The sequence below is a fragment of the Sinorhizobium sp. BJ1 genome, from assembly GCF_002531555.1.
Taxonomy (GTDB): Bacteria; Pseudomonadota; Alphaproteobacteria; order Rhizobiales; family Rhizobiaceae; genus Sinorhizobium; species Sinorhizobium fredii_B.
The window spans coordinates 41,193-64,470 of record NZ_NWTH01000024.1 but is presented as its reverse complement, the minus strand read 5'-3'; the positions used below and the strand labels follow the sequence as shown (position 1 = coordinate 64,470).

The following is a 23,278-nucleotide window of genomic DNA, read 5'->3' as shown; positions in this document are numbered from 1 at the left end:
GTTCCAACGACGACCGCGAGAGCTCAACGCTCGAGAATCCAGTTCAGCGCATCCCGCCAGTCGGTCATGCGCACCGGCGTGCCGTGCGAACCGGTCTCGAACAACACGAAGCGAGCGGGATAGTCCTTGTTCCTCAGGGAGCGATAGAGCGCAACCTGTGCCTCGGCGGGATAGACGCTGTCATTGCTGCCATGGCTGAAGAAGACCGGCAGCCTTGCCTTGTAAGCGGCACTCTCTTCAAACGCCGGGTCGGCGACGCCGCCCATCACCATCATGCCGCCGAGCATCGCCGCTGCCTGTTGGTCGCGCGAGATACCCCAACAGATGAAACTGCCCATGGACGCGCAGGACAGCACCACCGGCCGGCCGCCGGATCGCTCGGCGGCAAAACGAATCAGCGCGGCAATGTCGGCCACGCCCGCCGCATCGAAGGAGCGCACGCTCGGCGCATAGTAAGTACCGCCATTGCCGACCGCCAGATTCTTCAGTCGGTTGAAATTACCACCGAAGGAGAAGTCGTTGGCACCGAGGCGCCGGTCACCGCCGCGCCCATGGATGAAGATGACCGTAAACGCGGCGCCGCGATCCGGACCAACGCGCGTGACGTCGAGAGAACGACCGCCGAGATCGAGATCCAGCGTCTCGTCCGCCTGCGAACTCTTCACGCCAAGCGACACATAGGACCGCTTGACGCGTCGCTCCGGAATCTGATCGCGCCCGTTGATATCCCTGAGTTCCTGATAATCGACGACACGGAAACCGCCGCCATCCTCCTCCCGCAGAACTCCGGGGTAGCCGAACAACGCATCCTTGTAGGGCCGTAACGGCTCGGCTTCGGCGGAAGCGGTAATGCCTGAAAAAAGCACCGCGGCAAGCAGGCACCCGACAGAGAAAACAATCGTGGACATAGACACCCAAGGGCTCCCTGCTTCGGCCCATGCCTTGCCACTCGCACCTCCGCTACGCAACACTGAAGCCGCAATTCACCGCGTTATCGGCTTCGAGCATCCGAAAATTCGCCTTTTGTTCGCGCTTTCCCCAAGACTCTGGCAGAATCTCGATGATTCGCCCGGCAAGGGATAGCGACGGCGCCGCGGTCTTGCTATGCCCTTGCCGACACAGACGACAGGAATGATCTAACCAACCCATGGACGACAGCAGCGATCTCTTTTCCGCCATGCCTTTGCAGCCGAAGCCGGCCGATGCCGCCGCGCCGCGCAAGCCGGCCGCGCCTGCCGCCGGCAACGATGCGTCGCGGCCGGCGCCCCGCGACGGCAGCGACTACGACGCGTCAGCGATCGAGGTCCTCGAGGGGCTGGAACCGGTGCGTCGCCGGCCGGGCATGTATATCGGCGGAACGGACGAGAAGGCGCTGCACCATCTCTTTGCCGAGGTGATCGACAACTCGATGGACGAGGCCGTCGCCGGCCACGCGAACTTCATCGAAGTGAACCTCGACGCCGACGGCTTCCTGACGGTGACCGACAACGGCCGCGGCATTCCGGTTGAAAATCACCCGAAGTTCCCCAACAAGTCGAGCCTCGAAGTGGTGATGACGATCCTGCATGCCGGCGGCAAGTTCGACGGCAAGGCGTACGAGACCTCGGGCGGCCTGCATGGCGTCGGCGTCTCCGTCGTCAACGCGCTGTCGGACTCGCTCGAGGTCGAGGTGGCGCGAAACCGCAAACTCTACCGCCAGCGCTTCTCCCGCGGCATTCCGCAGAGTGAACTTGAAGAACTCGGCGAGGTGCATAATCGCCGTGGTACGAGGGTCCGCTTCCATCCGGACCCGCAAATCTTCGGTCCGCATGCCCGCTTCGAGCCGGCGCGGCTCTTCCGCATGGCCCGCTCCAAGGCCTATCTTTTCGGCGGTGTCGAAATCCGCTGGTCCTGCGATACGGCATTGCTGCCGGAAGGTTCGGAGACTCCGGACAAGGCCGTGTTCCATTTCCCCGGCGGCCTCAAGGACTACCTAGCCGCGACGCTCGGCAAGGAATTCACCGTCACCCGCGAGATCTTCGCCGGCAAATCGGAAAAGGCCGGCGGCCACGGCTCGCTCGAATGGGCGGTCACTTGGTATGGCGGCGATCAGCAGATCCACTCCTATTGCAACACGATCCCGACGCCGGAAGGCGGCACGCACGAGGCCGGACTGCGCATCGCGCTGACCAAGGGCCTGAAGAACTACGCGGAGCTCACCCAGAACAAGCGGGCCGCAATCGTGACCACCGACGACGTGATGATCTCGGCGGCAGGCATGCTCTCGGTCTTCATTCGCGAACCGGAATTCGTCGGCCAGACGAAAGACAAGCTGGCGACGGTCGAGGCGCAGCGCATCGTCGAAAACGCGCTTCGAGACCCCTTCGACCATTACCTCGCCGACAATCCGGCCGAAGCCGCAAAACTTCTCGACTGGGTCGTCGAGCGCGCCGAAGAGCGCGTCCGCCGGCGCAAGGAAAAGGAAGTCAACCGCAAGACTGCGGTGCGCAAACTGCGCCTGCCAGGCAAGCTAGCCGACTGTGCGCAGAACACGGCGGAAGGCGCGGAGCTTTTCATCGTCGAGGGCGATTCGGCAGGCGGCTCGGCCAAGCAGGCGCGCAACCGCGCCAATCAGGCGATCCTGCCCCTGCGAGGCAAGATCCTGAACGTCGCCAGCGCCGGCCGCGAGAAGCTCGGCGCCAACCAGCAGATCGCCGATCTCGTCCAGGCGCTCGGCTGCGGCACGCGGTCGAAGTACCGCGAGGAGGATCTCCGCTATGAGCGCGTCGTCATCATGACCGACGCGGACGTCGACGGCGCACATATCGCCTCACTGCTGATCACCTTCTTCTATCAGGAGATGCCGGAACTCATTCGCGGCGGCCACCTCTATCTCGCCGTGCCGCCGCTTTACCGGTTGAGCCAAGGATCAAAGACGCTTTATGCCCGCGACGACGCGCATCGCGAAGAGCTGATGCGCACCGAGTTCAACGGCCGCGGCAAGGTTGAGATCGGTCGGTTCAAGGGTCTCGGCGAGATGCTGCCCGCTCAGCTCAAGGAAACGACCATGGATCCGGCCAACCGGACCCTGCTCAAGGTGGAGATCGACGACGTCGATTTCGAGGGCACGCGCGAGGCCGTTGACAACCTGATGGGAACGAAGGCCGATGCCCGGTTCCGCTTCATCCAGGAGCGCGCCGTCTTTGCGGACAATCTGGATATCTGACAGGCTGTAACGCGCTTAGACGGTCTGCCCGAGCGCCTTCTCCAGGAACAGACTCAGCGGATCGGGCAGATAGCCGCCGAAGGGCGGACGCTCGACATAACCGGACGATCTGTAAAGACCGATCGCTTCCGGCTGGTAAATGCCGGTTTCGAGGCGGATCGCGGTCAGGCCCAACCTTTCCGCCTTGGCTTCCAGCACAGCAAGAAGCTGTTTGCCGACTTTCAGTCCCCTCGCCTGCGGATCGACGAACATCCGCTTGATCTCCGCCGTCCCGTCGCCGGCGTCCACCAGCGCGCAGCAGCCGACGATCTCGCCGTTCCCTCGCGCGACGAAGAAGGACACTCCGGGCCGCTCCAGAGTCGAGAGATCGACCATATGGTTGCTCTCAGCCGGATAAAGCGATGCCGCATAGGCGTCTGAGAGTTCGAGCAGGCGGAGGATGGCCGGCTGGCGCGGCGGTTCCTCGGCGATAGAGATTTCGGTCATTCCATGCCTCGACGCAAATCATGTCGTTAGAGAGATCAACGGGAGGAAAACTAACTTCGATGACGAACGGTGCCAATACGTCAAACGGCGCAGGAGAGTTGCAATCAATCCGAGTGACGGGTCGAAACAATTTGTTTCACGATGCGAAACTTTGCCCTACTTCGGAAACAATCGAAGCTCCATAACATAGGGGCAACAGTCTTCTGAACGGACCCAAGACATGAAAGCCGCCCTGATCGTCATGACCATTCTCGGTTGCGATGACAATGTCACGAAATGCCACTACATCTCGACCGTGAACGGCACCTGGCCGTCGATCGCCCTGTGCGACACGGAATCGCAAAAGGAACTGCCGAAGTTCTCCAACAAGAACTACCCGGTGGTCGTCGCCGTTTGCGAAACGTCCGGGACCGGCATGATGGCGTCCGCCGAACCTGCGCCGGCTCCCAAGATCGCGCCGGAGCCCAACACACCGGCGCCGCAAGCGGCAACGCCCCCGGCAATGCACGAGGAAAAGCCGGGCCTGCCGAAGCGAGCTCTGGCATGGCTCGGCGGCGCGGTGCCGGACCGCCAGAAATTGCAAGCGATCGTCAGTGCCCCGGTGCATTACATGGAAGACGGCTATTCCTGGGTGGCGCGCCGGTTCGGCAACTGAGTTGCCGATCAGGCTGCCTGGCGCCAGGCAATGAGGGCATAGTTCCGCGCGACTTGCCGTTGTTCGGCAAAGCCCAGTCGTTCCACCAATTCGGCGACGGAGGCCGACGTCGAGGAAGGCCTCCGGCGAAGGCGTTCGAGGAGAGCGGCGAGCGACGCGGGCGCGCCCTCGCCCGCCTGAGCCTGCCAATACAGGACAGCTTCTGCGAATGCTTCGCTGACATCGCGCGCGAGGCCGGCACTCTCAAAGAGAGCGCGAATCGAGTGGAGGCGGCCCCCGGACAGGATCGAGCGCACGCGCTTCTCCGACAGGCCCGAAAGATCGACGATCGCCAGGAGAAAGAATTCCGTCGCACCGCTGCAAAGCGCGCTCATCAGGAAGGCGGGAGTCAAGCGTCCGGTCTCGCGCAAATGGGCGACCATCCGGGACAAGTCGTTCGGCGAGCCGGCTGCCGTCATGGCCAAGGCGGTTGCATCGCATGCCTCTCTCATGACGCGCGCCACGCGAGCCGAGCCGATCACCGCCTGGACGAGCCCGGAAGCCGAGAGCGCCGCACCGATCTTTTCGGCAAGCGCATGCCGCGCGTCGCTCGGCAGGTCGGCGCGCGCCAGCAGCCGGTCACGCACCGCCGCAGCATGCCCGAGGCGGCAGGCGATCCTCCTGAGTGAACCCTGCAAGAGCAAGGCGCCGGTGTTTTCGAGGAGAATGGAAACTTCCTCCTCGTCGCCGATCTCGGCGATCGCAGCGGCGACGGAGCAAGAAACAGTGCCCCGCGCCGCGATTAGCGCACGCGTCTCGGCCGTGCCGCGCGCTGCGAGGTCGACGAGATCCGCATCGGTAAGCACCGGCGAACGGGCGATTGCCGCGAAAGCGATTTCGGGCTGGTCCTCTGCGAGCGCCCTGACGATCGCTCGCGGCGCCGTCGGACTATCGGCCAGGGCTTCGCTGAGCGCAAGGCGGACCTTTGGCGAGGGATCGTCCAGCAGGAAGGTCATCGCCATTTCGGCGGCATGCCGATCGAGGCCGTTCATCTCGGCCTGGGCATAGGCTCGGCCCAGCGCACTGGCGGCGCGCGCGCGATCGCCGGTTCTCGCCGTTTCGACCCAGCGAAGAAATGCTTGTATGATCACCTATGCCCCACTAGACACCCATCAGCCCCAATGTCCGAATATTAGCGGTCAAAGGTTTAAGATTGGTTCACCATGTCCGTTAACCGCGCGCAAACTATGAAGCCTCTTCTGTATCTTGCAGCAGGCGAGCAGCTTCCGGCGGCGATGATGCTGGAGGCCGTTCAAGGGATCGTTGTCGATGCGACGACGCCTCAAACGCGGTCAAGCCTGCGATGGCCCGGCAAGAAAGCAGCCTGCCTCGTTCTCGCGCGGATCGGGCCGGCCGAAACAATCGATGAAGACGGCCTCTTAGCGCTCCTCACCGAGATGGACGGCGTCGTGCTGACAGCGTGCCGGGGACCGGCCGATATCCAGAAGCTCGACGTAATGCTGAAAGTCGCCGAGGCGGCCGCAGGCATCCGCCAGGGCCGAACGGCCTTGCTGGCGGAATATGCCACGGTTGCCGAAAGCGTGCTCTCGCCGCACTCGATGGCTGGCGTTTCCCCGCGCCTCTCCGCATTGCTATTCGACGCCTCGGCCCTCGCGGAAGCCTGCGGTTGCCACCGCGTCACCGGGACGGGCGATGTGCCGGCCGTCGTCCGCGCCGGTCGCGCCGCGGCGGTGCTCCGGGCGCGCGAGGCCGGCATTGCGGCTTACGATATGCTGCCCGCCGATGCCGTCGACGAGGCAGCGGTGCTACGGATTTGGACAAACAGCCTCGAGAACGGCTTCTCGGCCGTGGCCACCCGCTCGCCAGAGCAGATCGATCTTCTCGCCGCAGCAGGGGCGCTGCCCAAATCCTAGGGCCTAGCGAACCGGCCGCACCATCTGGAAGACATCGCCGCCATCGCAGTAATCCATATAGCCGAGGCGGGCGAGCGGCTTGACGGCCGTCACGTCGAAGCGTCCGTCGCGAATGGCCTCGTCGCGGATATGGATGCCGACGACCGCGCCAATGACGACATAGCTGTCGGATGCCTCGCCATCGAGGCCCTTCGGCCGGAACATCTCCGTCATCCGGCACTCGAGCGCGGCGAAGGCCTCGCCGACGAAAGGCGCCTTGACGAGCGTTCCCTCGACCGGCGTCAGTCCGGCGATCTCGAACTCGCTCTCGCCGTGCCGCGCCGCCACCGAGCTCGTGTTTACGGCCTCGCTCAAGTTGCGGCTGGCGAAGCTTGCGGTGAACTCACCGGTCGCCTCGATGTTACGCACGGAATCCTTGTAGCCGCTCGATGAAAACATCACGAGCTTCGGCCGGTCGCTGATCGCATTGAAGAAGGAATAGGGCGCGAGGTTCAACGAACCGTCCGTGGCGCGCGTGCCGATCCAGCCGATCGGCCTCGGCGACACGATCGCCTTGAACGGATCGTGCGGCAAGCCGTGCCGATTGGTAGCCGTTTCGTAGAACATCAGGCGTCTTCCCCGACCCAGGTGACGATCTCGGCCAGTTCCGGCCGCGGGCGCTCGGTCGGCGGCACCATGGCCGTGCCGATGTGAATGAAGCCGGCAATCCTTTCGCCGGGCGCCACGCCCAGCAGCGGATAAGCTTTTTCGTCGAAGGCGTACCATTCGGTCAGCCAGTTGGAAGCATAGCCGAGCGCGTTTGCTGCCATCAACAGATTGAGGCACACGGCACCGGCCGACATCATCTGCTCCCATTCGGGAATCTTGAAATGCGGTGCAGCCCTGCTGACGACCGCGACGACGACGGGGGCACGCGTCAGCCGCGTTTCCTCCACCTTGATCAGTTCCTCGGAGAGATCCGGCTTGGCGGCAAGTGCCATCTTCTTCAACTCGCCGCTGATCCGCGCCCTCTCCTCGCCGCGATAGACGATGAAGCGCCAGGGCGCCAGTTTTCCATGGTCCGGCACGCGGGAGGCGAGCCGCAGCATCTCCTCTACCTCGGCCTTGCCGGGTCCCGGCGGCCCCATCTGGAAAGCCGGAATCGACCTGCGGGAAGTGAGATAGTCAACGAGCTTAATTTCGGTTTTCATATCGAGCGAATTCCACTACCTTGCCGCCGGATCGACAGCCACGAAAATGCCATACCGGCGTCTCAAGTGGAGTCACCCAGTCAGGAAGTCAACTGCACTCATGCGCATCCGCACTCGTATTTTGCTCAGAGCCGCCTTGGCGATCACGCTCGCCGGTTCCGGTGCGCAGCGAGCCGCGGCGGAAGACGCGACCGACGCCTTCGAGAGCTTTCCGTCGATCTCCGGCAGTCGAAAGATGCCAAAACTCACGAGCTTCAATCCACTCGTCAGCGACCCTACACAGAACGGCGAACTGAAGGATGTGAAGCTCGAAGCGCTGCTGACCACAAAGGGCCAGCCGGTGGAGTCGGGCCTGACTTGGCGCGTCTTCAGTCCCATTCCCGGCGGCGACGGCAAGCTTCCGCTGCTGGCTACCTCCGAAGGCGGCTCCACGGCCTTCAATCTCGTGCCCGGCGAATATTTCGTCAATGTCGCCTTCGGTCGCGCGGCAGCCACACGCAAGATTCGTGTGCCCGATCAAGGCGAGCTGGACAAACAGGTTCTGGTGCTGGACGCCGGCGGGGTCATGCTGAACGCCGTCTCCGGCAGCGACGTGCGCATTCCACCGGCCGAACTCAGCTTTTCGATCTTCTCATCCGATGTGAAGGAAGATGGCGAGCGCGCCCTGATCGTCGCCGACGTGAAGCCCAGCACGGTGGTCCGGCTCGGCGCCGGCACTTATCACGTCGTCTCCGACTACGGCTCCGTCAATGCGGTGATCCGCGCCGACATCCAGGTGGAAGCCGGCAAGCTGACCGAAGCAACGATCCAACATCGCGCCGCGAAGCTCACACTGAAGCTCGTCTCGGAACCCGGCGGCGAGGCGATCGCCGATACCGCCTGGTCGATCCTGACCTCCTCGGGCGACGTCGTCAGCGAAAGCGTCGGGGCCTTTCCGACGCTCGTCCTCGCGGAGGGCAGCTACACGGCCGTGGCACGCAACAAGGACAAGATCTACCAGCGCGACTTTGCCGTGAAGGCAGGCATCAACACGGATGTGGAAGTACTGCTCAACGGCAATGATGCGCTCGACGAGACCGCGAACGCCCACGCTCAGGACTGACTGGATTGCGGTTAGCTTGACGCAGCGTCAGGCAATCACCGTGGGGAAGGCCGTTGATTTCTAGCGGGCCTGATGACGCACGTCCGATCTGTCGCGCGCCATCACACTTCAGAAGCTCGAACGACCCGGAGCCTCAGGCAGCCCTGACGCTCCGTTCCGCCTTGCGTTTGAGATCCGGCGCCATCGCTTCGCTCGACAGCGTAGCGACCGCCTCCTCCAGCGTCATCGCCGTTTGCGCCTGCGAGCCGAGCCGACGGATATTGACCGAACGCTCCTCCGCCTCGCGCTTGCCGCAGACGACGATCACCGGAACCTTCGTCACCGAATGCTCGCGGACTTTGTAGTTGATCTTCTCGTTGCGGAAGTCGGTTTCGACGGTAAGCCCGGCCTCACGCAGACGCGCCGCGACCTCGCGGCCGTAATCGTCCGCGTCCGAGGTGATCGTTGCGACCACCACCTGCAGAGGCGAGATCCACAGCGGCATATGGCCGGCATAGTTTTCCAGCAGAATGCCTAGGAAACGCTCCATCGAACCGCAGATGGCGCGATGGATCATCACCGGCTGGCGTTTCTCGGAATCCTTGTCGATGTAGAAGGCCCCGAACCGTTCCGGCAGGTTGAAATCGACCTGAGTCGTTCCGCACTGCCATTCGCGGCCGATCGCATCCCTCAGCGTGTATTCGAACTTAGGCCCATAGAAGGCGCCCTCGCCCGGCAGGATGCCGGTCTTGATGCGGCCCTCGGATTGCGACTCGATGGTGTTCAGCACATCCGTCATCACCGCTTCGGCGCGATCCCAGAGCGCGTCGGAGCCGACCCGCTTGTCCGGCCGCGTCGAAAGCTTGACGACGATTTCCTTGAAACCGAAGTCATCGTAGACGGAGAGGATCAGATCGTTGATCTTCAGGCATTCGGCGGCCATCTGCTCGTCAGTGCAGAAGATGTGCGCGTCATCCTGCGTGAAGCCCCGCACACGCATCAGACCATGAAGCGCGCCGGACGGCTCATAGCGGTGCACTGCTCCGAATTCGGCCATCCGCACAGGCAGTTCCCGGTAAGACTTCAGACCATGCTTGAAGATCTGGATGTGTCCGGGGCAGTTCATCGGCTTCAGCGCGAAGACCCGGTCGTCATCCGTCTCGTCGCCGGCAACCGTCACCTTGAACATGTTGTCGCGGTACCAGCCCCAGTGACCGGAGGTCTCCCAGAGCGACTTGTCGAGGACCTGGGGTGCGTTGACCTCCTGATAGTCGACTTCGAGCCTGCGCCGCATATAGGCGACGAGGCTCTGGAATATGCGCCAGCCCTTGCCATGCCAGAAGACGACGCCCGGACCTTCTTCCTGGAAATGGAAGAGGTCCATCTCACGGCCGAGACGGCGATGGTCGCGCTTCTCCGCTTCGGCGAGCACGTGCAGATATTGATCGAGCTCCTCCTGCGTATGCCAGGCAGTGCCGTAGATGCGGGTCAGCATCGGATTGTTGCTGTCGCCGCGCCAATAGGCGCCAGCCACCTTCATCAGCTTGAAGGCCGTGCCGATCTGGCCCGTCGAGGCCATGTGCGGCCCACGGCAGAGGTCGAACCAATCGCCCTGGTAGTAGATCTTCAGGTCCTGGCCTTCGGGAATCGCATCGACGAGCTCGACCTTGTAGCTCTCGCCCTTGGCGGCAAAGACCTCCTTCGCCTTGTCGCGCGACCAGATCTCCTTGGTGAAGGGCTGGTTGCGCGCGATGATCTCCTTCATCTTCTTCTCAATGACGGGCAGGTCATCGGGCGTGAAGGGCTCGTTCTTGGCGAAGTCGTAGTAGAAGCCATTGTCGATGACGGGACCGATTGTCACCTGCGTTCCCGGCCACAATTCCTGCACGGCTTCGGCCATCACATGGGCCGCGTCGTGGCGGATAAGCTCCAGCGCGCGCTTGTCTTCGCGCGTGACGATCTCGATCTTGCCGCCGGCTACCGGATCGGAAAGGTCGCGCAGCTCGCCGTCGAGAGCGATTGCCACAGCCTTCTTGGCCAGCGACTTCGAGATCGACTCGGCCACATAGCGGCCGGTCGTGCCGGCGGCGAACTCGCGGACGGAGCCATCAGGGAATGTAAGGGAAACGAAATGCGACATCATGATCTCCTATCCAGTCCCGCCAACGAATGCGGGTGGTATGGTTGCCGACCGGGCCGGTGAATTGACGCGGGCCTGATAAAGGTTTTTGGCTGACGAGTAAAGGCGCGCCGGCCTCTCAACCGCCAAGCATTGCGCGTAAACCCTTGACCGTGTTCCAGTTGCGCCACGTCCCGATGCCCAGCCGTTTCGTCGTCACAGCGCCGAGCAGTTTAGACTCGCTCGCCTTGCCGCCGAAATCCGCCCAGAGATCGCCGCCGACGATCGCGACGCGTTCGCCTCTCGAACAGTAGCTCCGGAGTCCATCGAGCACGTCCGGCGCAAGCGGCGAACGCATTACGCGAATGTGAACGCTGGTCGGGTCCTCCTCGCCTGTTGCCAGAAACGGATTGTCGGCGGCGAGTTTCAGCCAGCCGTCGGCGGAGCGGACAATGATGTCCACATGCCGGCCGAACGTCTCCAAAAATGCCTCCTCGAGCGACGATTCAATGTCTGCAAGCGGCTGTACCGGCGCCTCGAAGATAAGATTGCCGGTGGCGACAAGGGTACGCGGAGAGCGATAGCCGAGCCGCTCCGCCATCTGGCGAAGATCCGCCATTACGACACGCCGGCCCTCCCCCAATATGATGCTATAGAGCAGCGCGACGTAGCTCTTCATTCCCCCTCCGAAATTACGCCCGCCAGAAATCCACGGCGCCCTGCGGAAGCCGCGAAAGCACGCGATCCAGCCTCACTTCATCGACGTTCCGCCGGAGCGCCGCGGCGACGTCGGCAATGGCCGAATCCGGCGACACATTGTGATTGCCGCGAAACACCTGAACCTCCCGGGTCATCGCAACGCGGCCCGAGAAAGGCACCGTCGGCTCCTCGAGATCCCAATCCGCGACGAAGATCGCCCGCAGCACCGGCGGCAATACGCTGGCGAAGAGCAGCGCTTCGGAAATGTCCAGGCGGCGTCGAAAGGTCTCAAGCACCGCCTGCATCATCGTATAGGCCTGATTGGTCGTCTGTAGACCGGCTGTGTCGCGCGCATCGAGGATGAAGCGGTCAAAGTCGGCAGACGCCTGCCGATATTCCATCGGGATCGTCATGACGCTCACGCATCCTTTCGCCGACGCTGCCAAAAGCGCCATGGCGCATACCAGAGCTGGCGCGGCGCAACCATCTCCGGTACCGGATCGAATCCATGCGTCCCGCCGGGTCCGCAGCGCACGACGCGAAACAGCGTCAGCCACCCCCCGGCCCAGAGACCATGCCGGGCGATCGCCTCGAAGCCATATTCCGAGCAGGTGGGCAGGTGCCGACACGAATTGCCGATGAAACTCGACAGCGTCAGCTGGTAGGCGCGGATGGCGGCCATGCCAAAAAGCCGGCCAGGCGTCTTGCGGAACGGCCCGGACCAATTGCGGCCGCTGCCGGCGATGTCGGTCCGGCTACGTCCAAGAACCTGGTCAGACTGCGGCTTTCCGCACATATTTCACACTGCCGTTGCGAGGCGCTTCGTCTCGATCTGGCCGATCGCGTCGACAACCGCGTCGAAGGTAAGCATCGTCGAGGCATGGCGCGCCTTGTAGTCCCGAACGGGCATCAGAAAGCGCATGTCCTCGAAGCGGCCGGCAGGCCCCTCTCCGTCCGCCTTCAGCATCGCCAGCATGTCCTCGCGCGCCTTGCGGATTTCCGCCGCTTGCGCGCCGACGACATGGCGGGCCATGATCGAGGAGGATGCCTGACCAAGTGCGCAGGCCTTCACGTCGTGGGCAAAATCGGTGACGACGTCCCCGTCCATCTTCAGCCAGATCCGCACTTTCGACCCGCAGAGCTTCGAATGCGCGGCAGCTTCAGCATCCGCATCGGCGAGCATGCCGATGCGGGGAATGTTGCCGGCGAATTCGAGAATCCTGCTGTTATAAATGTCATCCATCATTTGACGCGATCCGGCTGGTTTTTCGCGGTTTTGGGTGATCGGCGCATGATTTTCTCCGGTAGAGGGGAAAAAAGCACGACGCGCTCCGTTGGGCCTCTTTCATCCATGTGGCACCATACTATATGCTATGTCGTGTTGGGGTGACAGTTCCGCAAGGGGATAAGTGTCGCCTGTTGTTTGGGAAACCGTGCCGGACGGTCCAGTGCACTGCTAAGCCAGGACCGGAAAGCCCCGGAGCCCGCCAACGGAACCCAAGCCTGCAGGGATAGGCGAATGGCCAATGGCGAGTTGTCCGAAAGATAAAACGTCAGCAATCCCGGATTGCTCAAAAGAGGCCATATGGACGCCATAGTAAAGAATTTCCCTGTGCTCGACGACACCAGTGGTCGGCCGACGCAGAAAGAAGCCGAGGAAGCTGTTCGCGTACTGCTGCGCTGGGCAGGCGAAGACCCAACCCGAGAAGGCCTGAAGGACACCCCGACGCGTGTCGTCAAATCCTATCGGGAAATTTTCGGCGGCTACGACCTCGTCGCCGAGGACGTGCTTGGCCGGACCTTCGAAGAAGTCTCCGGCTACGACGACATCGTCCTCGAGAAGGACATCCCGTTCTATTCGCATTGCGAACACCACATGGTGCCGATCATCGGCAAGGCGCATGTCGCCTATCTGCCGAACGGCCGCGTCCTGGGCCTCTCCAAGATCGCCCGTGTCGTCGATATCTATGCGCGGCGCCTGCAGACGCAGGAGTCGATGACGGCGCAAATCGCCAGGGCCATCGACGAGACGCTCGCTCCGCGCGGCGTCGCTGTGATGATCGAGGCCGAGCATCTGTGCATGGCGATGCGCGGCATCAAGAAGCAGGGCGCGACAACACTGACGACCACCTTTACCGGTGCCTTCAAGACAGAGCCGGCCGAGCAGGCCCGTTTCATGACCATGTTGAGGGGCTTCAAGTAAGCTCCGCCGCGGCATGCTTCCTCGAATGGAAAGCATGCCGCAGTTCAAGGTGCAGCGAGCACTGGGTGCCTGAAAAGGCGCACGGCGCTGTAGTGGAGCTTTCGCGATGACGCTTACTTTTGCTGCTCCCTCAAACGACAAGGCCGAACTGGAAACAGGCTCGGCCTTTACGCCCCGCTTCGACGAGAAAGGTTTGGTCACGGCCGTCGTGACGGACTCCCGCGACGGCGAATTGCTGATGGTCGCGCATATGAATGCCGAAGCATTGGCACTGACAATCGAAACCGGCATCGCCCACTACTACAGCCGCTCGCGCAACAGCCTGTGGAAGAAGGGCGAAAGCTCCGGCAACGTGCAGACGGTCCAGGAAATCAGGACCGATTGCGACCAGGACGCCATCTGGCTGAAGGTGACCGTGGCCGGCCACGACGCAACCTGTCATACGGGACGCCGTTCCTGCTTCTACCGCACGGTGGGGCTCGAGGACGGTCAGGCGAGAGTAACGCTTGCGGATGAGCGCAGACTTTTCGATCCGGCACAGATCTACGCCGAAAGATAGGTCCAGCCCGCAGCATCTGGATTTTCTTCGCACATCTCCGTGTTATATTCATTCTTTAGAAACTAAACGGGCGCCTAATCATTAAACGTAAAGTTGGTTCCTGCGGTAACTGCGGCGTGCCGAAATGTGTTGCAACTTGTATCCAATGTTTACTGGGCCGGCCGCATTGGCGACAGGTTCGGTGCTATATCTCAAATCCTGGTGCCAGTCTTTCAGCTATGAATGTGGACAAGGCCGGCACCATCGCCGGCTTGGCAGGGTCTCCTACAAGACGCGCGCATATTGGTTCGGCGGTGTTGGAGGTGCCGGATGTTGAACTGGACGTTTACGCGCAACAACCAGATAGCCGACCTGTCCGGCCCTAATGGCACATCGCTGACGACCACCCCCCCTGAACCAGTCCCACTTCCTGCGAAGCCGAAGATCGCGATAGCACTCGGCGGCGGCGCGGCACGCGGCTGGGCGCATATCGGGGTATTGAGAGCGCTCGATGAAGAGGGTATCGAGGTCGGCATGATCGCCGGCACGTCCATCGGTGCGCTCGTCGGCGGCTGCTATCTCGCCGGCAAGCTCGACGAGTTGGAGGCCTTCGCCCGGTCCCTGACCGTCCGCCGCATCGCCAGCCTGCTCGATTTCGCGATCGGCGGCGGCGGCCTGTTCGGCGGCCTGCGGCTCACCAAACGCATGCAGGAGCATCTCGAACATATCAGCATCGAGGAACTCGACCGCCCCTTCATCGCCGTCGCCACCGAAGTTCACAGCGGCCACGAGGTCTGGCTGGAGAAGGGGTCGCTGATCACCTCTATTCGCGCGTCCTACGCGCTGCCGGGGATTTTCGAGCCGATCCATGCGAATGGCCGCACCCTGATCGACGGCGCGCTCGTCAATCCCGTTCCCGTCTCGGTCTGCCGCGCTTACGAGCAGCAGCTCGTCGTCGCCGTCAACCTTAACTACGATCTTTATGGCCGTTCCGCCGTCGTCAAGCACAGCGCCGGTATGGAAGCCCTCGATGCCCCCGCCAGGACGGGCAGTGCCTATTCGGCGCGCCTCGGCATGACGAGCGTCATGGTGCAGGCCTTCAACATCATCCAGGACCGCATTTCGCGCGCTCGTCTGGCCGGCGATCCGCCGGATCTGGCGCTCCATCCGAAGCTGAACGACATCGGACTGTCGGAGTTTCACCGCGCCGGTGAAGCGATCGAACGCGGCTACCTGGAGGCGAAGGCCAAGCTCGCCGAGATCAAGCGAATGCAGGAAGCACTCATCCGATAGTCGCCGCGCGGCACAGCATTCTGGAAAGATTGGAGAGGTTGTCCATTGCGCGTGTCTACGACCCGCGATGGGGGGTGGGCGGCGCCACCCCCTCGACTCTATCCGGCAATATACGCCTTGATCTCTTCGGTCTCGCGCTCGATGGCGCGAATATGATACTTCACCACGTCGCCAATCGACACGATGCCGGCCAGGCGGCCCTCGCTTTCGACCGGGAGATGGCGCGCGCGGAATTTGCTCATCATCTCCATCAGGCTTTGCACGGTCATTTCCTCGCCGCAGCAATAGACGTTCTGCCACATAACCGAGGAAACCGGCTTGTCGAGACAGCTGGCGCCATATTTGGCGATGGAGGCGACGACGTCGCGTTCGGTGAGAATGCCGACAATACAATCATCCGCATCGACGACAACGACTGCGCCGATATGATTGTCGTGGAGAAATGTTACCGCCTGCTGCACCGTCACCTGAGGCGTCACGGTTACGACATTGCGGCCCTTTTCGTTGAGAATCGCTTTAACTGACATGCACACATCTCCCGTTGCGACAATTCCGGGCTCGCGGGACGTGGTTCTGGCCGTGTCAGTCGCTACGCTCGCATCCAGACGTTCGTGGCGATGCTTTGCGCACAGACGGCCGCAGGAACCTGACCCGATATAGCCTTCGTGCCTCCACACGAAACCGCCCGATACCCGGCCTTTCAGCGGCCGCTTCCCGATCGGATGATCGGCGACCGTGGTGAATGGTGCGTCAGTACTCCAATGAAATCAAGCCTTCGCCTAGCGTCCTTCGGTCTCTTCTGGGCAACAGGCCATCACGATGGTCCTGGTGCTGAAACAATCCATCACTCGCCAAACAGGCCGAATGCGGCCTTAGTCACGCGGATCGAACAGGCGGAACAGCAGGAAACCGAAGAGGAAACCGCCGATATGCGCCTCCCAGGCGACACTTCCCGCCCCTCCCATCGAAAACAGGCCGAGTCCGACGAGGAAGTTGGTCAGGAACCATATTCCGGTGAAGACCAACACGGAACGGTTTGCGAGCGTTTCCGTGAGGGAAAGGCGCCGATTGAGATGGGCGAATTGACGGCTGATGCGTCCGCTCGGCGAGAAGACGAAGCGCGCCGCCGCGCCCATGAAACCGGAGACGACACCGGAAGCGCCGATGACCACCGCCATCTCGCCCCAGTGGAAGACGAGGTGCAGGGCAACGGCCGCCGCTGCCGATAGGCACCAGAAGATGGCCAGCCGCGCAATGCCGATGCGCCGCACGACCGGCGCTCCAAACGCGACCATCCAGAAGATGTTGAAGATCAGGTGCTCCCAACTGCCGTGGAGAAAGGAATAGGTCACGGGTGTCCAGAGCCAGACGAGACCCTGCTCACCAAGCGGAATCGTGTAGCGCGCCGGCAGGAAAGCAAAGTTCAGGATGACTTCCTGATCCAGTGCTTCCGACAAAAGGTAGGTTCTGATCGCGTGGATTGCGATCAGGAACAGCAGAACGAAGCTCAGGCCGCGTGGAAGGTTGAAGGCGGGTTCCCGGCTGCGGGCGGCCGTGCTGTCGCCATCGACCGATGTCGCCGGCTGATCCTGTTCCATCGCTCTCTTCCTGCTCACACACCACCGGCGGTCGTGCCTCGGTCGACCGGACGGATGCCGGCGACGGCGCGCAAAGGGATAAGCAAACAAAAAAAGGCCGTCCAGCAAAAACTGAACGGCCGCCGAGCCCAATTCCAGTGCTCCAGTCGATGTGCCGAAGGCAACCCTTCGTGAAGTGATAGCGACGGAATGCCAGCCGGCAGCCTCGCGGGCAAGCGAAACCGATCATTAACCTTAATTCCGGCGTGGCACGGAAATCGCTCCGTCGTTTCCAGGGACCGAGCGAGAGCGCGCCGCCTGTATCACTCCGGTACAGCCGACCCGCTCAATAAGGAAGTGAACCGCCCATATGCACAGCAGAACAACAATGGAGCTGTTCCAATACTGGAATGCCGCCCGAGGAGATCGCGACCTTCCCCGCCGGGACGAAATCGATCCGTCGCATATCCGTTCGCTGCTGCCGGATCTGTTCATTCTTCAAAGACGGGCAAGCGGCGGCATCAACTTTCGTCTTGCAGGCACCCGGGTCTGCGCGCTGTTCGGTCGTGAGTTGCGCGACCGGCAAATCGCCGACCTCTGGTTGAACTCGGATGCGGACGGGGTCGCCCGTACCGCCGACCAGGTGATGACGCAATTGACGCCCCTGCTGTTATATGCGAGCGGCGCCACGGAAGCCGGTGAAGAGCTCGAGGTCGAACTGCTGCTTGCGCCGCTCGCGTCGTCCGACGGCACGAACGATCGGCTGCTCGGCGCGCTATCCCCCCTGTCCCGCCCGGGATGGCTGCACATGACACCGCTCACTCATCTTGTCGCAACCGGCCTCAGCCTTCCCGATACTTCACGGAATTTTCCGCTCGATCGGCCCCAATCCTCAGGAACAAAAGTCAGCGTTGCAGGATGGCGCGGAGGGGACAATCGGAAGCTGTTGCATCTGCGTATCCTCGAAGGCGGGAAAAGCGGCTGACTTGCGATTGGATCCGGACTTCTGACGAACCTTCTATTAACCGGCGAGACCTATACTTCCGCGTGCAAGCATACGTCGATCGCAGAGTGACCATGTTCTCGTTTCAGCACGCCCAAAACAGCGGCCCGAGGCCACACCAGGAGAACGCCTTTCAGCGCGTTTCCGTAAATCTCACAGGGCGGCTGATGCTTGCCAATCGCGACGAATATGAATGCACCGCGGTCGACATGTCGCCGGGCGACGTCCTTTTTGCGTCTGCCGCCCGCCCGCGCGCCGGTGAGCGCATCATTGCCTATATCGATCATGTCGGCCGACTCGAAGGCACCGTCTCAAGGCTCGCCGAGGATGCGTTCGTCATCCAGTTGAACGCCACCGAGCGCAAACGCGAGAAGCTCGCCGCGCAGCTCACCTGGATCGCCAACAAGCACGAACTCGGACTGCCCGAAGACCGGCGCCACGACCGGCTTGCGCCACGCAAGATCGTGACCGAGCTCACCGTCGACAGCGGCGAGAAGTATACTTGCCGCATCATCGACCTTTCGCTCTCGGGCGCAGCGGTCGATATCGACATTCGCCCCGCCATAGGAACGGCCGTCAGGCTCGGCAATGGCATGAAGGGCAGGATCGTGCGCCATTTCCAGGAGGGCGTCGCGATCGAGTTTTCCGGAATCCAGGCGCGTGAGTCGCTGACCGAGTTCCTCTAAGTCCGGAACGATACGACCCACGCCGACCGCTGAGGCGGCACTGAATTCTGGACGCTCCGTCCTTTTCCCCCTGAACCGTACACCTCGCCTGTCCGAGCGCGCCTCCATCGGCGCTACAGCTCACCCTACGAATTGCACGCCACCTTCCTGTATTGGCGTCAGCCGCGCCGAGCTGGATCGGAAATATTCTTTGGTTAATCGCCGGTTACGACAAGTGCGCCGCCGATTAACTTTATCGCTACCGTTTGGCTCGATTCCCGGTCGGACGACCGAGGCCGTGCGGTGTGATGCGCAGCGCGCGCTCGAACCCTCCCCGTAAAAATCGATATATTTCAAACGGATACGCGACGCCAATATCCATCCGTGACCTTGATTGCTAAATTTTGAATCAAATTTTATTCTTGTTCGACTTAAATTATATTCTAATTTTATTCTTAAGATGCTCTAATTTGTACTTGTTTTTACCTCGTATCTTCGCCGGCGATAAAAATCTCTGTGCCATTGTCGAACCACAACGGGGAGACAAACATGCACAAGACAATCGCCAAGACGATCGCCGCCGTGGCTCTGATAGCAGACTTGCTGGCCGGCCCGGCCCACGCCCTTCCGGCAAACATGACCGTGGGCGGCTCGACGAACCCGCCGGTTGGCCATTACGAGTTCTGCAAGGGCCATTCGTCCGAGTGCTTCGCAACAGCTGATCCTGGCCCGGCGGTACTGACGCGCGAAGGCTGGAAGACAATTCTCGCGGTCAACCACGCGATCAACCAGGCCATCACGCCGATGACCGACATGGAAATCCACGGCGTGGAAGAGAAGTGGTCCTATCCGGACGTCGTTGGCGATTGCGAGGACTATGTCCTCCTGAAGCGCCGCAAGCTGATCGAGAGCGGCTTCTCCCCAGCCGACCTCCTGATCACCGTCGTCCTGCAGCAGAACGGCGACGGCCACGCGGTCCTGACGGTGCGCACCGATCGCGGCGATTTCATCCTCGACAATATGCGCAGCAAGGTCCTGCTGTGGTCGGAGACCGAATACACCTTTCTGAAGCGCCAGTCCTCGGAGAATGCCGGACGCTGGGTGAAGCTGCAGGATGGCCGCGCCGTTGCCGTCGGTACGATCCGCACCGAGTAAGCAGAACCCCCGGCTATCACCATGCGACCCGGGCTTCGGTCAGTCCTTGTCCCCGTCCAGACCAAGCCCTCGGGCCGGTTCCGTTTGTCCCCGGAACCGGTCCTTATTTCTGGGTGCGAGACCCGGCGCCGCGCTTCACCGAAAATTAACCATGCTGAGCGAGCGTCAGGGGGCGCCCCCGCCCTCGACATCAGACTGCAGGGCGGACGAGCGTGCCATCTTAATTCGCCACGCCATCGCAACGGACGGCGCCTCTCGTGAACACGCCCCTGAGTCCCCAGCCGGAACTTGCCCCGCTTCTCTCGCCGCGCTTCGCCTACAAGATCACGGCGATCGTCGGCTTTCTGGCGACGCTCGTATTGGCCATTTCCCTGTCCAGTCAGTGGTTCGGCGAGAATCTGGCGCGCGGCGGACACACTTCCAGTCGCGGTAGCTTCGATATTTTCATCGGAGGGGACCACCTGCGCCTGCCGGCCAACGCCATACGCTTCGAGAGTCAGCGCGCCACTGGGGTCGCCGAGCGTGTCGACCTCTATCTCACCTGGCCGGCGCTTGAGGGCTACAGTGACGAGACCCGTCATGTATTTAACAATGTCGACCAACCGGAAAAGCTGATCTTCATACAGGCCGCCCAAAGCACGATGTCACGCGACATGTCCGGGAGGCTCGAGCCGATCTATCGCCACGTCCTGGAGAGCGACCCGCAACCCGGCCCGGCCGGGCTGACCAGATACGAAGCCAAGCCGAGTTCCAGCTATGGCGGCGAGGTCTTCTTCACTGCCCCTCGACCCGGGCGTCCGCCGTTCGTCCTGCGCTGCCTCCTGCCGGAGAGCCCAGCGGCTTCGACAAGCGCCGATTGCCAGCGAGACTTTCACACGGGCAAAGATCTCACCATTCTCTACCGTTTCTCGGCAAGGTTGCTGCCGGATTGGCAGGCAATCGACGCGTCGATGGAAAGATTCATTCGGGACCGACTCGTGCCGTGAATTTGTCACAGAGTCGTGGTCGACGCACCTGCTCGCCGATGCGGCTAGCGGATGCCATTCCCGAACAAACGACCAGCCCCGGAAACCAATCATTCATCATAAACCGATTGGTAACGCTATCCCGATACTGTCTCGGGAACGGTCGCATCCGGAAACGGTGTCCGGACGACACCCACGACATAAGAATGAAGAGCAGCGCAGTGTCTCGATCCGTTTTTTTTGATCTCGCGAAACGTCCGCTCGGCGGCCTTGCAAAGTGGGCTGGACGAATTGTCCTCGCTGGCGTTATCGCCAGTTTGGCCTTCTCGGCGCCGGCATTTGCCAATTCGAAATATGCCGGCATCGTCGTCGATGCGAAATCCGGCAAAGTGCTTTATGGCGAGGATGCGGACCAGCTGCGCTATCCGGCCTCGCTCACCAAGATGATGACGCTGTATCTCACCTTCGAGGCGCTCGAGGCCGGCCGGATCAGCAAATCCACATCCGTTCCCTTCTCCAAGAAGGCGGCGGCGGAGCCGCCGTCGAAGCTTGGCGTGCGTGCCGGCAAGTCGATCACCGTGGAACAGGCGATCCTTTCGCTCGTCACGCGGTCGGCAAACGACGCGGCGACGGCGCTTGGTGAGCTGCTCGGCGGGTCCGAACAGCGCTTCGCCCGCATGATGACGAACAAGGCGCGTGCCCTCGGCATGACGCGGACGACCTATCGCAATGCCAATGGTCTGCCGAATGGCGAGCAGAAGACGACCGCACGTGATCAGGCGCGGCTCGGTCTCGCCCTGCGGCAGCATTTCCCGCAATATTATGATTACTTCTCGACGCGCAGCTTCCGGTTCGGCAAGCAGACGATCGGCAATCACAACCGCCTTCTCGGCAATGTACGCGGCGTCGACGGCATCAAGACAGGTTATACGCGCGCTTCCGGATTCAACCTGGTGACCTCCGCTCAACTCGATGGCCGCAGCATCGTTGCCGTGGTGATGGGCGGGACGTCCGGCGGTTCCCGCGATGCGCAGATGCGCAAGCTGGTCGCCAAGTATATGCCGGCCGCCTCCCGTCGCGGCAACGGCAACCTGATCGCCGAAGCGCCGGCAACACCGGTCGAGACCGTCGCGGAAACGGCCGCCGCCGAGACCGAGGTCGCTGCAGCCGCACCCATTGCCGCGCCGGCTTCGAACCTGCCGAATACCGGTCCGGTGCCGGATTTCCGTTATAGCGGCGAAAGCGCCGGCAGCGTCGAGATGGCCTATGCAGCCGCCGAACCCGCCTCGGACAACCCGGTTCTCGCCGCCAAGGCAGCGCCGAACACGCTCGAAGCCCAAAGCGCCAAGCTTGCCCGACAGGCCGCCGTCTCCGCCGATGTCGACTCGCAAATCACCAATTCGGTCGCCAAGGCAGAAGCTTCGGCCGGCACGGAGGCCAAGCTGCAGGCGGACGTACAACCGCAGGGCTGGGTCATCCAGATTGGTGCCACGGCCGACAAGGCGCAGGCCATGACCCTCCTCGGCAATGCCAAGGAAAAAGGCGGCAAGGTGCTGCGCGATGCAAAGCCGTTCACGGTGGCTTTCGGCGACGGTTCGGCGCAGGTGTATCGTGCGCGCTTCGGCGGCTTCGACGATCAGAACAAGGCAGTCAACGCCTGCGAGGTCTTGAAGAAGAAGGGATTCGCCTGCTGGGCCAGCCAGCAGTGACAGACACGACTCGGCCGGACGCGTGTTTCCGGCCGTCCTCCTCGGAAATTGTATAGCGTAACGAGGTTTGTCATGGCAGTGAACGAGAATGTCCCCGGCATTGTTGCGATGCCGGGAAAAAAGGGAAAGCCCTCGCGGATCGGCCTGCATCCGCTCCATGAGGCGGCCATGCGCATAGCCGATGCCGGTCTCAACCGCTCCAAAGCCAAGACGCGAGATCTGGTGGCCATGCTGCTGACGCATGGCGCCCGCGCCTGGCGTTCGACCCAGCCGCGGGCGGGAATACATCTGCACGTGACGGCAGCCGGTCGCCGGCATCCCTTGAGAATCCGGATCGATTGAGACTCAGCGCGGCATTTTGATTGCGGGCGAATTCGCTTCTACAGAAGTCCGAGTTCTGCAAGTTCACGCCGCAGTTCGAGCGGCATCTCCCCGCCATCGGAGGAAAGCGAAGCGAGATCGCGCGGCGCCTCCTTTTCCTCCAGATACCGCCAGCCCTGGAAGGCGCGGCGCGGCTGGAGTTCGGTTTCCACCACCTGCGGCCCGAGGATGAGATTGCAGCGGCCGATGCCCTCGCCGTCGGTGAAGGTCTCGATGCCGATCAGCGGCTGGCGCGCCTGGACATAACCCTTGATCACCCAGTAGAGCGATCCGCCGCCCAGAAGGCCCTCGGTGCGTTTCGGAACCATGCGGGTCGTATGAAAGGAATGGGGCTCCTGCCCGGCAGCGACAGCCGCCAAGGCCTTGCGCGAAACCCACTCGCGCAAGTCTTCGACGGATTCTGCGCCGACGCACAGCTTTATGAGATGCAAGGCCATGGCA

At 62.2% G+C, this 23,278-nt stretch carries 26 protein-coding genes; 13 read left to right on the top strand and 13 right to left on the bottom strand.

All coding sequences use genetic code 11. The annotated features are described in order from the left end of the window. Positions 1–23: 23 nt before the first annotated feature. A complete protein-coding gene (locus CO676_RS24905) occupies positions 24–908 on the bottom strand; it encodes a lysophospholipase (protein ID WP_245424442.1) in 885 nt (294 codons plus the stop codon). A gap of 239 nt (positions 909–1,147) precedes the next feature. Here CO676_RS24905 and parE point away from each other — a divergent pair, with 239 nt between their 5' ends. Then, the gene (parE, locus tag CO676_RS24900) at positions 1,148–3,205 is read left to right on the top strand and encodes a DNA topoisomerase IV subunit B (protein ID WP_097523033.1); all 2,058 of its coding nucleotides are present in this window, start codon (positions 1,148–1,150) and stop codon (positions 3,203–3,205) included. Positions 3,206–3,220: 15 nt separating this feature from the next. Here parE and CO676_RS24895 read toward each other — a convergent pair whose 3' ends face one another. Further along, positions 3,221–3,691, bottom strand: coding sequence for a GNAT family N-acetyltransferase (locus tag CO676_RS24895; RefSeq protein WP_097523032.1), 471 nt, complete (start codon positions 3,689–3,691; stop codon positions 3,221–3,223). Positions 3,692–3,911: 220 nt separating this feature from the next. On the opposite strand from CO676_RS24895, the gene CO676_RS24890 reads away from it, so the two are divergent. Next, complete coding sequence (locus CO676_RS24890) at positions 3,912–4,346, top strand: hypothetical protein (protein WP_097523031.1); 435 nt, start codon at positions 3,912–3,914, stop codon at positions 4,344–4,346. 8 nt (positions 4,347–4,354) lie between these two features. Here CO676_RS24890 and CO676_RS24885 read toward each other — a convergent pair whose 3' ends face one another. Then, positions 4,355–5,476 (bottom strand): DUF2336 domain-containing protein, encoded by a 1,122-nt coding sequence (locus CO676_RS24885; protein WP_097523030.1) that lies wholly within the window; start codon positions 5,474–5,476, stop codon positions 4,355–4,357. 72 nt (positions 5,477–5,548) lie between these two features. On the opposite strand from CO676_RS24885, the gene CO676_RS24880 reads away from it, so the two are divergent. Beyond that, entirely contained in the window at positions 5,549–6,259 is a 711-nt protein-coding gene (locus CO676_RS24880) for an aldolase/citrate lyase family protein (protein WP_097523029.1), read from the top strand. A 3-nt stretch (positions 6,260–6,262) separates the two neighbouring features. Here CO676_RS24880 and CO676_RS24875 read toward each other — a convergent pair whose 3' ends face one another. Then, a complete protein-coding gene (locus CO676_RS24875; protein WP_097523028.1) occupies positions 6,263–6,865 on the bottom strand; it encodes a flavin reductase family protein in 603 nt (200 codons plus the stop codon). After that, positions 6,865–7,449: a nitroreductase gene (locus CO676_RS24870; protein WP_014764162.1), complete on the bottom strand. Its 585-nt coding sequence runs from the start codon at positions 7,447–7,449 to the stop codon at positions 6,865–6,867. Before CO676_RS24870 ends, CO676_RS24875 begins: the two co-directional genes overlap by 1 nt. Before the next feature lie 100 nt (positions 7,450–7,549). On the opposite strand from CO676_RS24870, the gene CO676_RS24865 reads away from it, so the two are divergent. After that, positions 7,550–8,551 (top strand): hypothetical protein, encoded by a 1,002-nt coding sequence (locus tag CO676_RS24865; protein ID WP_097523027.1) that lies wholly within the window; start codon positions 7,550–7,552, stop codon positions 8,549–8,551. Between the two features lie 133 nt (positions 8,552–8,684). Here the strand turns inward: CO676_RS24865 and thrS are convergent, their stop codons facing one another. The 5 genes from thrS to CO676_RS24840 form a co-directional block, all read right to left on the bottom strand. After that, positions 8,685–10,670 (bottom strand): threonine--tRNA ligase, encoded by a 1,986-nt coding sequence (gene thrS, locus CO676_RS24860; RefSeq protein ID WP_097523026.1) that lies wholly within the window; start codon positions 10,668–10,670, stop codon positions 8,685–8,687. Positions 10,671–10,788: 118 nt separating this feature from the next. Beyond that, on the bottom strand, positions 10,789–11,328 hold the full coding sequence (locus CO676_RS24855; RefSeq protein ID WP_014764159.1) for a DUF1697 domain-containing protein: 540 nt from the start codon (positions 11,326–11,328) through the stop codon (positions 10,789–10,791). A gap of 13 nt (positions 11,329–11,341) precedes the next feature. Beyond that, positions 11,342–11,770, bottom strand: a complete 429-nt coding sequence (locus tag CO676_RS24850; protein ID WP_245424440.1) for a DUF2267 domain-containing protein — start codon at positions 11,768–11,770, stop codon at positions 11,342–11,344. After that, on the bottom strand, positions 11,767–12,144 hold the full coding sequence (gene yidD, locus CO676_RS24845; protein WP_014764157.1) for a membrane protein insertion efficiency factor YidD: 378 nt from the start codon (positions 12,142–12,144) through the stop codon (positions 11,767–11,769). The genes CO676_RS24850 and yidD overlap by 4 nt, the downstream gene beginning before the upstream one ends. Positions 12,145–12,147: 3 nt before the next feature. Next, positions 12,148–12,594: an iron-sulfur cluster assembly scaffold protein gene (locus tag CO676_RS24840; RefSeq protein ID WP_014764156.1), complete on the bottom strand. Its 447-nt coding sequence runs from the start codon at positions 12,592–12,594 to the stop codon at positions 12,148–12,150. 339 nt (positions 12,595–12,933) lie between these two features. On the opposite strand from CO676_RS24840, the gene folE reads away from it, so the two are divergent. The 3 genes from folE (at position 12,934) to CO676_RS24825 (ending at position 15,382) form a co-directional block, all read left to right on the top strand. Further along, positions 12,934–13,551, top strand: coding sequence for a GTP cyclohydrolase I FolE (folE, locus tag CO676_RS24835; protein ID WP_014764155.1), 618 nt, complete (start codon positions 12,934–12,936; stop codon positions 13,549–13,551). A 106-nt stretch (positions 13,552–13,657) separates the two neighbouring features. Beyond that, positions 13,658–14,110 (top strand): phosphoribosyl-AMP cyclohydrolase, encoded by a 453-nt coding sequence (gene hisI / locus CO676_RS24830; RefSeq protein ID WP_014764154.1) that lies wholly within the window; start codon positions 13,658–13,660, stop codon positions 14,108–14,110. 309 nt (positions 14,111–14,419) lie between these two features. Next, a complete protein-coding gene (locus CO676_RS24825; protein ID WP_097523024.1) occupies positions 14,420–15,382 on the top strand; it encodes a patatin-like phospholipase family protein in 963 nt (320 codons plus the stop codon). A gap of 98 nt (positions 15,383–15,480) precedes the next feature. On the opposite strand, the gene CO676_RS24820 is transcribed toward CO676_RS24825, so the two are convergent. Continuing rightward, positions 15,481–15,909, bottom strand: coding sequence for a CBS domain-containing protein (locus CO676_RS24820; RefSeq protein ID WP_014764151.1), 429 nt, complete (start codon positions 15,907–15,909; stop codon positions 15,481–15,483). A 345-nt stretch (positions 15,910–16,254) separates the two neighbouring features. Further along, complete coding sequence (locus tag CO676_RS24815) at positions 16,255–16,980, bottom strand: rhomboid family intramembrane serine protease (protein ID WP_097523023.1); 726 nt, start codon at positions 16,978–16,980, stop codon at positions 16,255–16,257. Positions 16,981–17,329: 349 nt separating this feature from the next. Between CO676_RS24815 and CO676_RS24805 the strand changes: the two genes are divergently transcribed. The 6 genes from CO676_RS24805 (at position 17,330) to CO676_RS24780 (ending at position 22,798) form a co-directional block, all read left to right on the top strand. Next, positions 17,330–17,944 carry a PAS domain-containing protein gene (locus CO676_RS24805; protein ID WP_097523022.1) on the top strand — a complete coding sequence of 205 codons (615 nt, stop codon included), beginning with the start codon at positions 17,330–17,332 and terminating at the stop codon, positions 17,942–17,944. Between the two features lie 92 nt (positions 17,945–18,036). Beyond that, positions 18,037–18,648: a PilZ domain-containing protein gene (locus CO676_RS24800; RefSeq protein WP_041414312.1), complete on the top strand. Its 612-nt coding sequence runs from the start codon at positions 18,037–18,039 to the stop codon at positions 18,646–18,648. Positions 18,649–19,176: 528 nt separating this feature from the next. Beyond that, a complete protein-coding gene (locus CO676_RS24795) occupies positions 19,177–19,782 on the top strand; it encodes a transglutaminase-like cysteine peptidase (protein ID WP_097523021.1) in 606 nt (201 codons plus the stop codon). A gap of 257 nt (positions 19,783–20,039) precedes the next feature. Next, complete coding sequence (locus tag CO676_RS24790; protein ID WP_014764147.1) at positions 20,040–20,768, top strand: hypothetical protein; 729 nt, start codon at positions 20,040–20,042, stop codon at positions 20,766–20,768. A 179-nt stretch (positions 20,769–20,947) separates the two neighbouring features. Beyond that, positions 20,948–22,456, top strand: coding sequence for a D-alanyl-D-alanine carboxypeptidase (locus CO676_RS24785; RefSeq protein ID WP_179875636.1), 1,509 nt, complete (start codon positions 20,948–20,950; stop codon positions 22,454–22,456). A gap of 72 nt (positions 22,457–22,528) precedes the next feature. After that, a complete protein-coding gene (locus tag CO676_RS24780) occupies positions 22,529–22,798 on the top strand; it encodes a hypothetical protein (protein WP_097523020.1) in 270 nt (89 codons plus the stop codon). Positions 22,799–22,836: 38 nt separating this feature from the next. On the opposite strand, the gene CO676_RS24775 is transcribed toward CO676_RS24780, so the two are convergent. Continuing rightward, positions 22,837–23,274 carry a DUF1489 family protein gene (locus tag CO676_RS24775; RefSeq protein ID WP_014764144.1) on the bottom strand — a complete coding sequence of 146 codons (438 nt, stop codon included), beginning with the start codon at positions 23,272–23,274 and terminating at the stop codon, positions 22,837–22,839. Between the last annotated feature and the right edge of the window lie 4 nt (positions 23,275–23,278).

Bases quoted from the DNA above. Each gene is read 5' to 3' on its own strand.
- CO676_RS24905 (WP_245424442.1), bottom strand. From the start codon at position 908: ATGTCCACGATTGTTTTCTCTGTCGGGTGCCTGCTTGCCGCGGTGCTT.
- parE (WP_097523033.1), top strand. From the start codon at position 1,148: ATGGACGACAGCAGCGATCTCTTTTCCGCCATGCCTTTGCAGCCGAAG.
- CO676_RS24895 (WP_097523032.1), bottom strand. From the start codon at position 3,691: ATGACCGAAATCTCTATCGCCGAGGAACCGCCGCGCCAGCCGGCCATC.
- CO676_RS24890 (WP_097523031.1), top strand. From the start codon at position 3,912: ATGAAAGCCGCCCTGATCGTCATGACCATTCTCGGTTGCGATGACAAT.
- CO676_RS24880 (WP_097523029.1), top strand. From the start codon at position 5,549: ATGTCCGTTAACCGCGCGCAAACTATGAAGCCTCTTCTGTATCTTGCA.
- CO676_RS24875 (WP_097523028.1), bottom strand. From the start codon at position 6,865: ATGTTCTACGAAACGGCTACCAATCGGCACGGCTTGCCGCACGATCCG.
- CO676_RS24870 (WP_014764162.1), bottom strand. From the start codon at position 7,449: ATGAAAACCGAAATTAAGCTCGTTGACTATCTCACTTCCCGCAGGTCG.
- CO676_RS24865 (WP_097523027.1), top strand. From the start codon at position 7,550: ATGCGCATCCGCACTCGTATTTTGCTCAGAGCCGCCTTGGCGATCACG.
- thrS (WP_097523026.1), bottom strand. From the start codon at position 10,670: ATGTCGCATTTCGTTTCCCTTACATTCCCTGATGGCTCCGTCCGCGAG.
- CO676_RS24855 (WP_014764159.1), bottom strand. From the start codon at position 11,328: ATGAAGAGCTACGTCGCGCTGCTCTATAGCATCATATTGGGGGAGGGC.
- yidD (WP_014764157.1), bottom strand. From the start codon at position 12,144: ATGTGCGGAAAGCCGCAGTCTGACCAGGTTCTTGGACGTAGCCGGACC.
- CO676_RS24840 (WP_014764156.1), bottom strand. From the start codon at position 12,594: ATGATGGATGACATTTATAACAGCAGGATTCTCGAATTCGCCGGCAAC.
- folE (WP_014764155.1), top strand. From the start codon at position 12,934: ATGGACGCCATAGTAAAGAATTTCCCTGTGCTCGACGACACCAGTGGT.
- hisI (WP_014764154.1), top strand. From the start codon at position 13,658: ATGACGCTTACTTTTGCTGCTCCCTCAAACGACAAGGCCGAACTGGAA.
- CO676_RS24825 (WP_097523024.1), top strand. From the start codon at position 14,420: ATGTTGAACTGGACGTTTACGCGCAACAACCAGATAGCCGACCTGTCC.
- CO676_RS24820 (WP_014764151.1), bottom strand. From the start codon at position 15,909: ATGTCAGTTAAAGCGATTCTCAACGAAAAGGGCCGCAATGTCGTAACC.
- CO676_RS24815 (WP_097523023.1), bottom strand. From the start codon at position 16,980: ATGGAACAGGATCAGCCGGCGACATCGGTCGATGGCGACAGCACGGCC.
- CO676_RS24805 (WP_097523022.1), top strand. From the start codon at position 17,330: ATGCACAGCAGAACAACAATGGAGCTGTTCCAATACTGGAATGCCGCC.
- CO676_RS24800 (WP_041414312.1), top strand. From the start codon at position 18,037: ATGTTCTCGTTTCAGCACGCCCAAAACAGCGGCCCGAGGCCACACCAG.
- CO676_RS24795 (WP_097523021.1), top strand. From the start codon at position 19,177: ATGCACAAGACAATCGCCAAGACGATCGCCGCCGTGGCTCTGATAGCA.
- CO676_RS24780 (WP_097523020.1), top strand. From the start codon at position 22,529: ATGGCAGTGAACGAGAATGTCCCCGGCATTGTTGCGATGCCGGGAAAA.
- CO676_RS24775 (WP_014764144.1), bottom strand. From the start codon at position 23,274: ATGGCCTTGCATCTCATAAAGCTGTGCGTCGGCGCAGAATCCGTCGAA.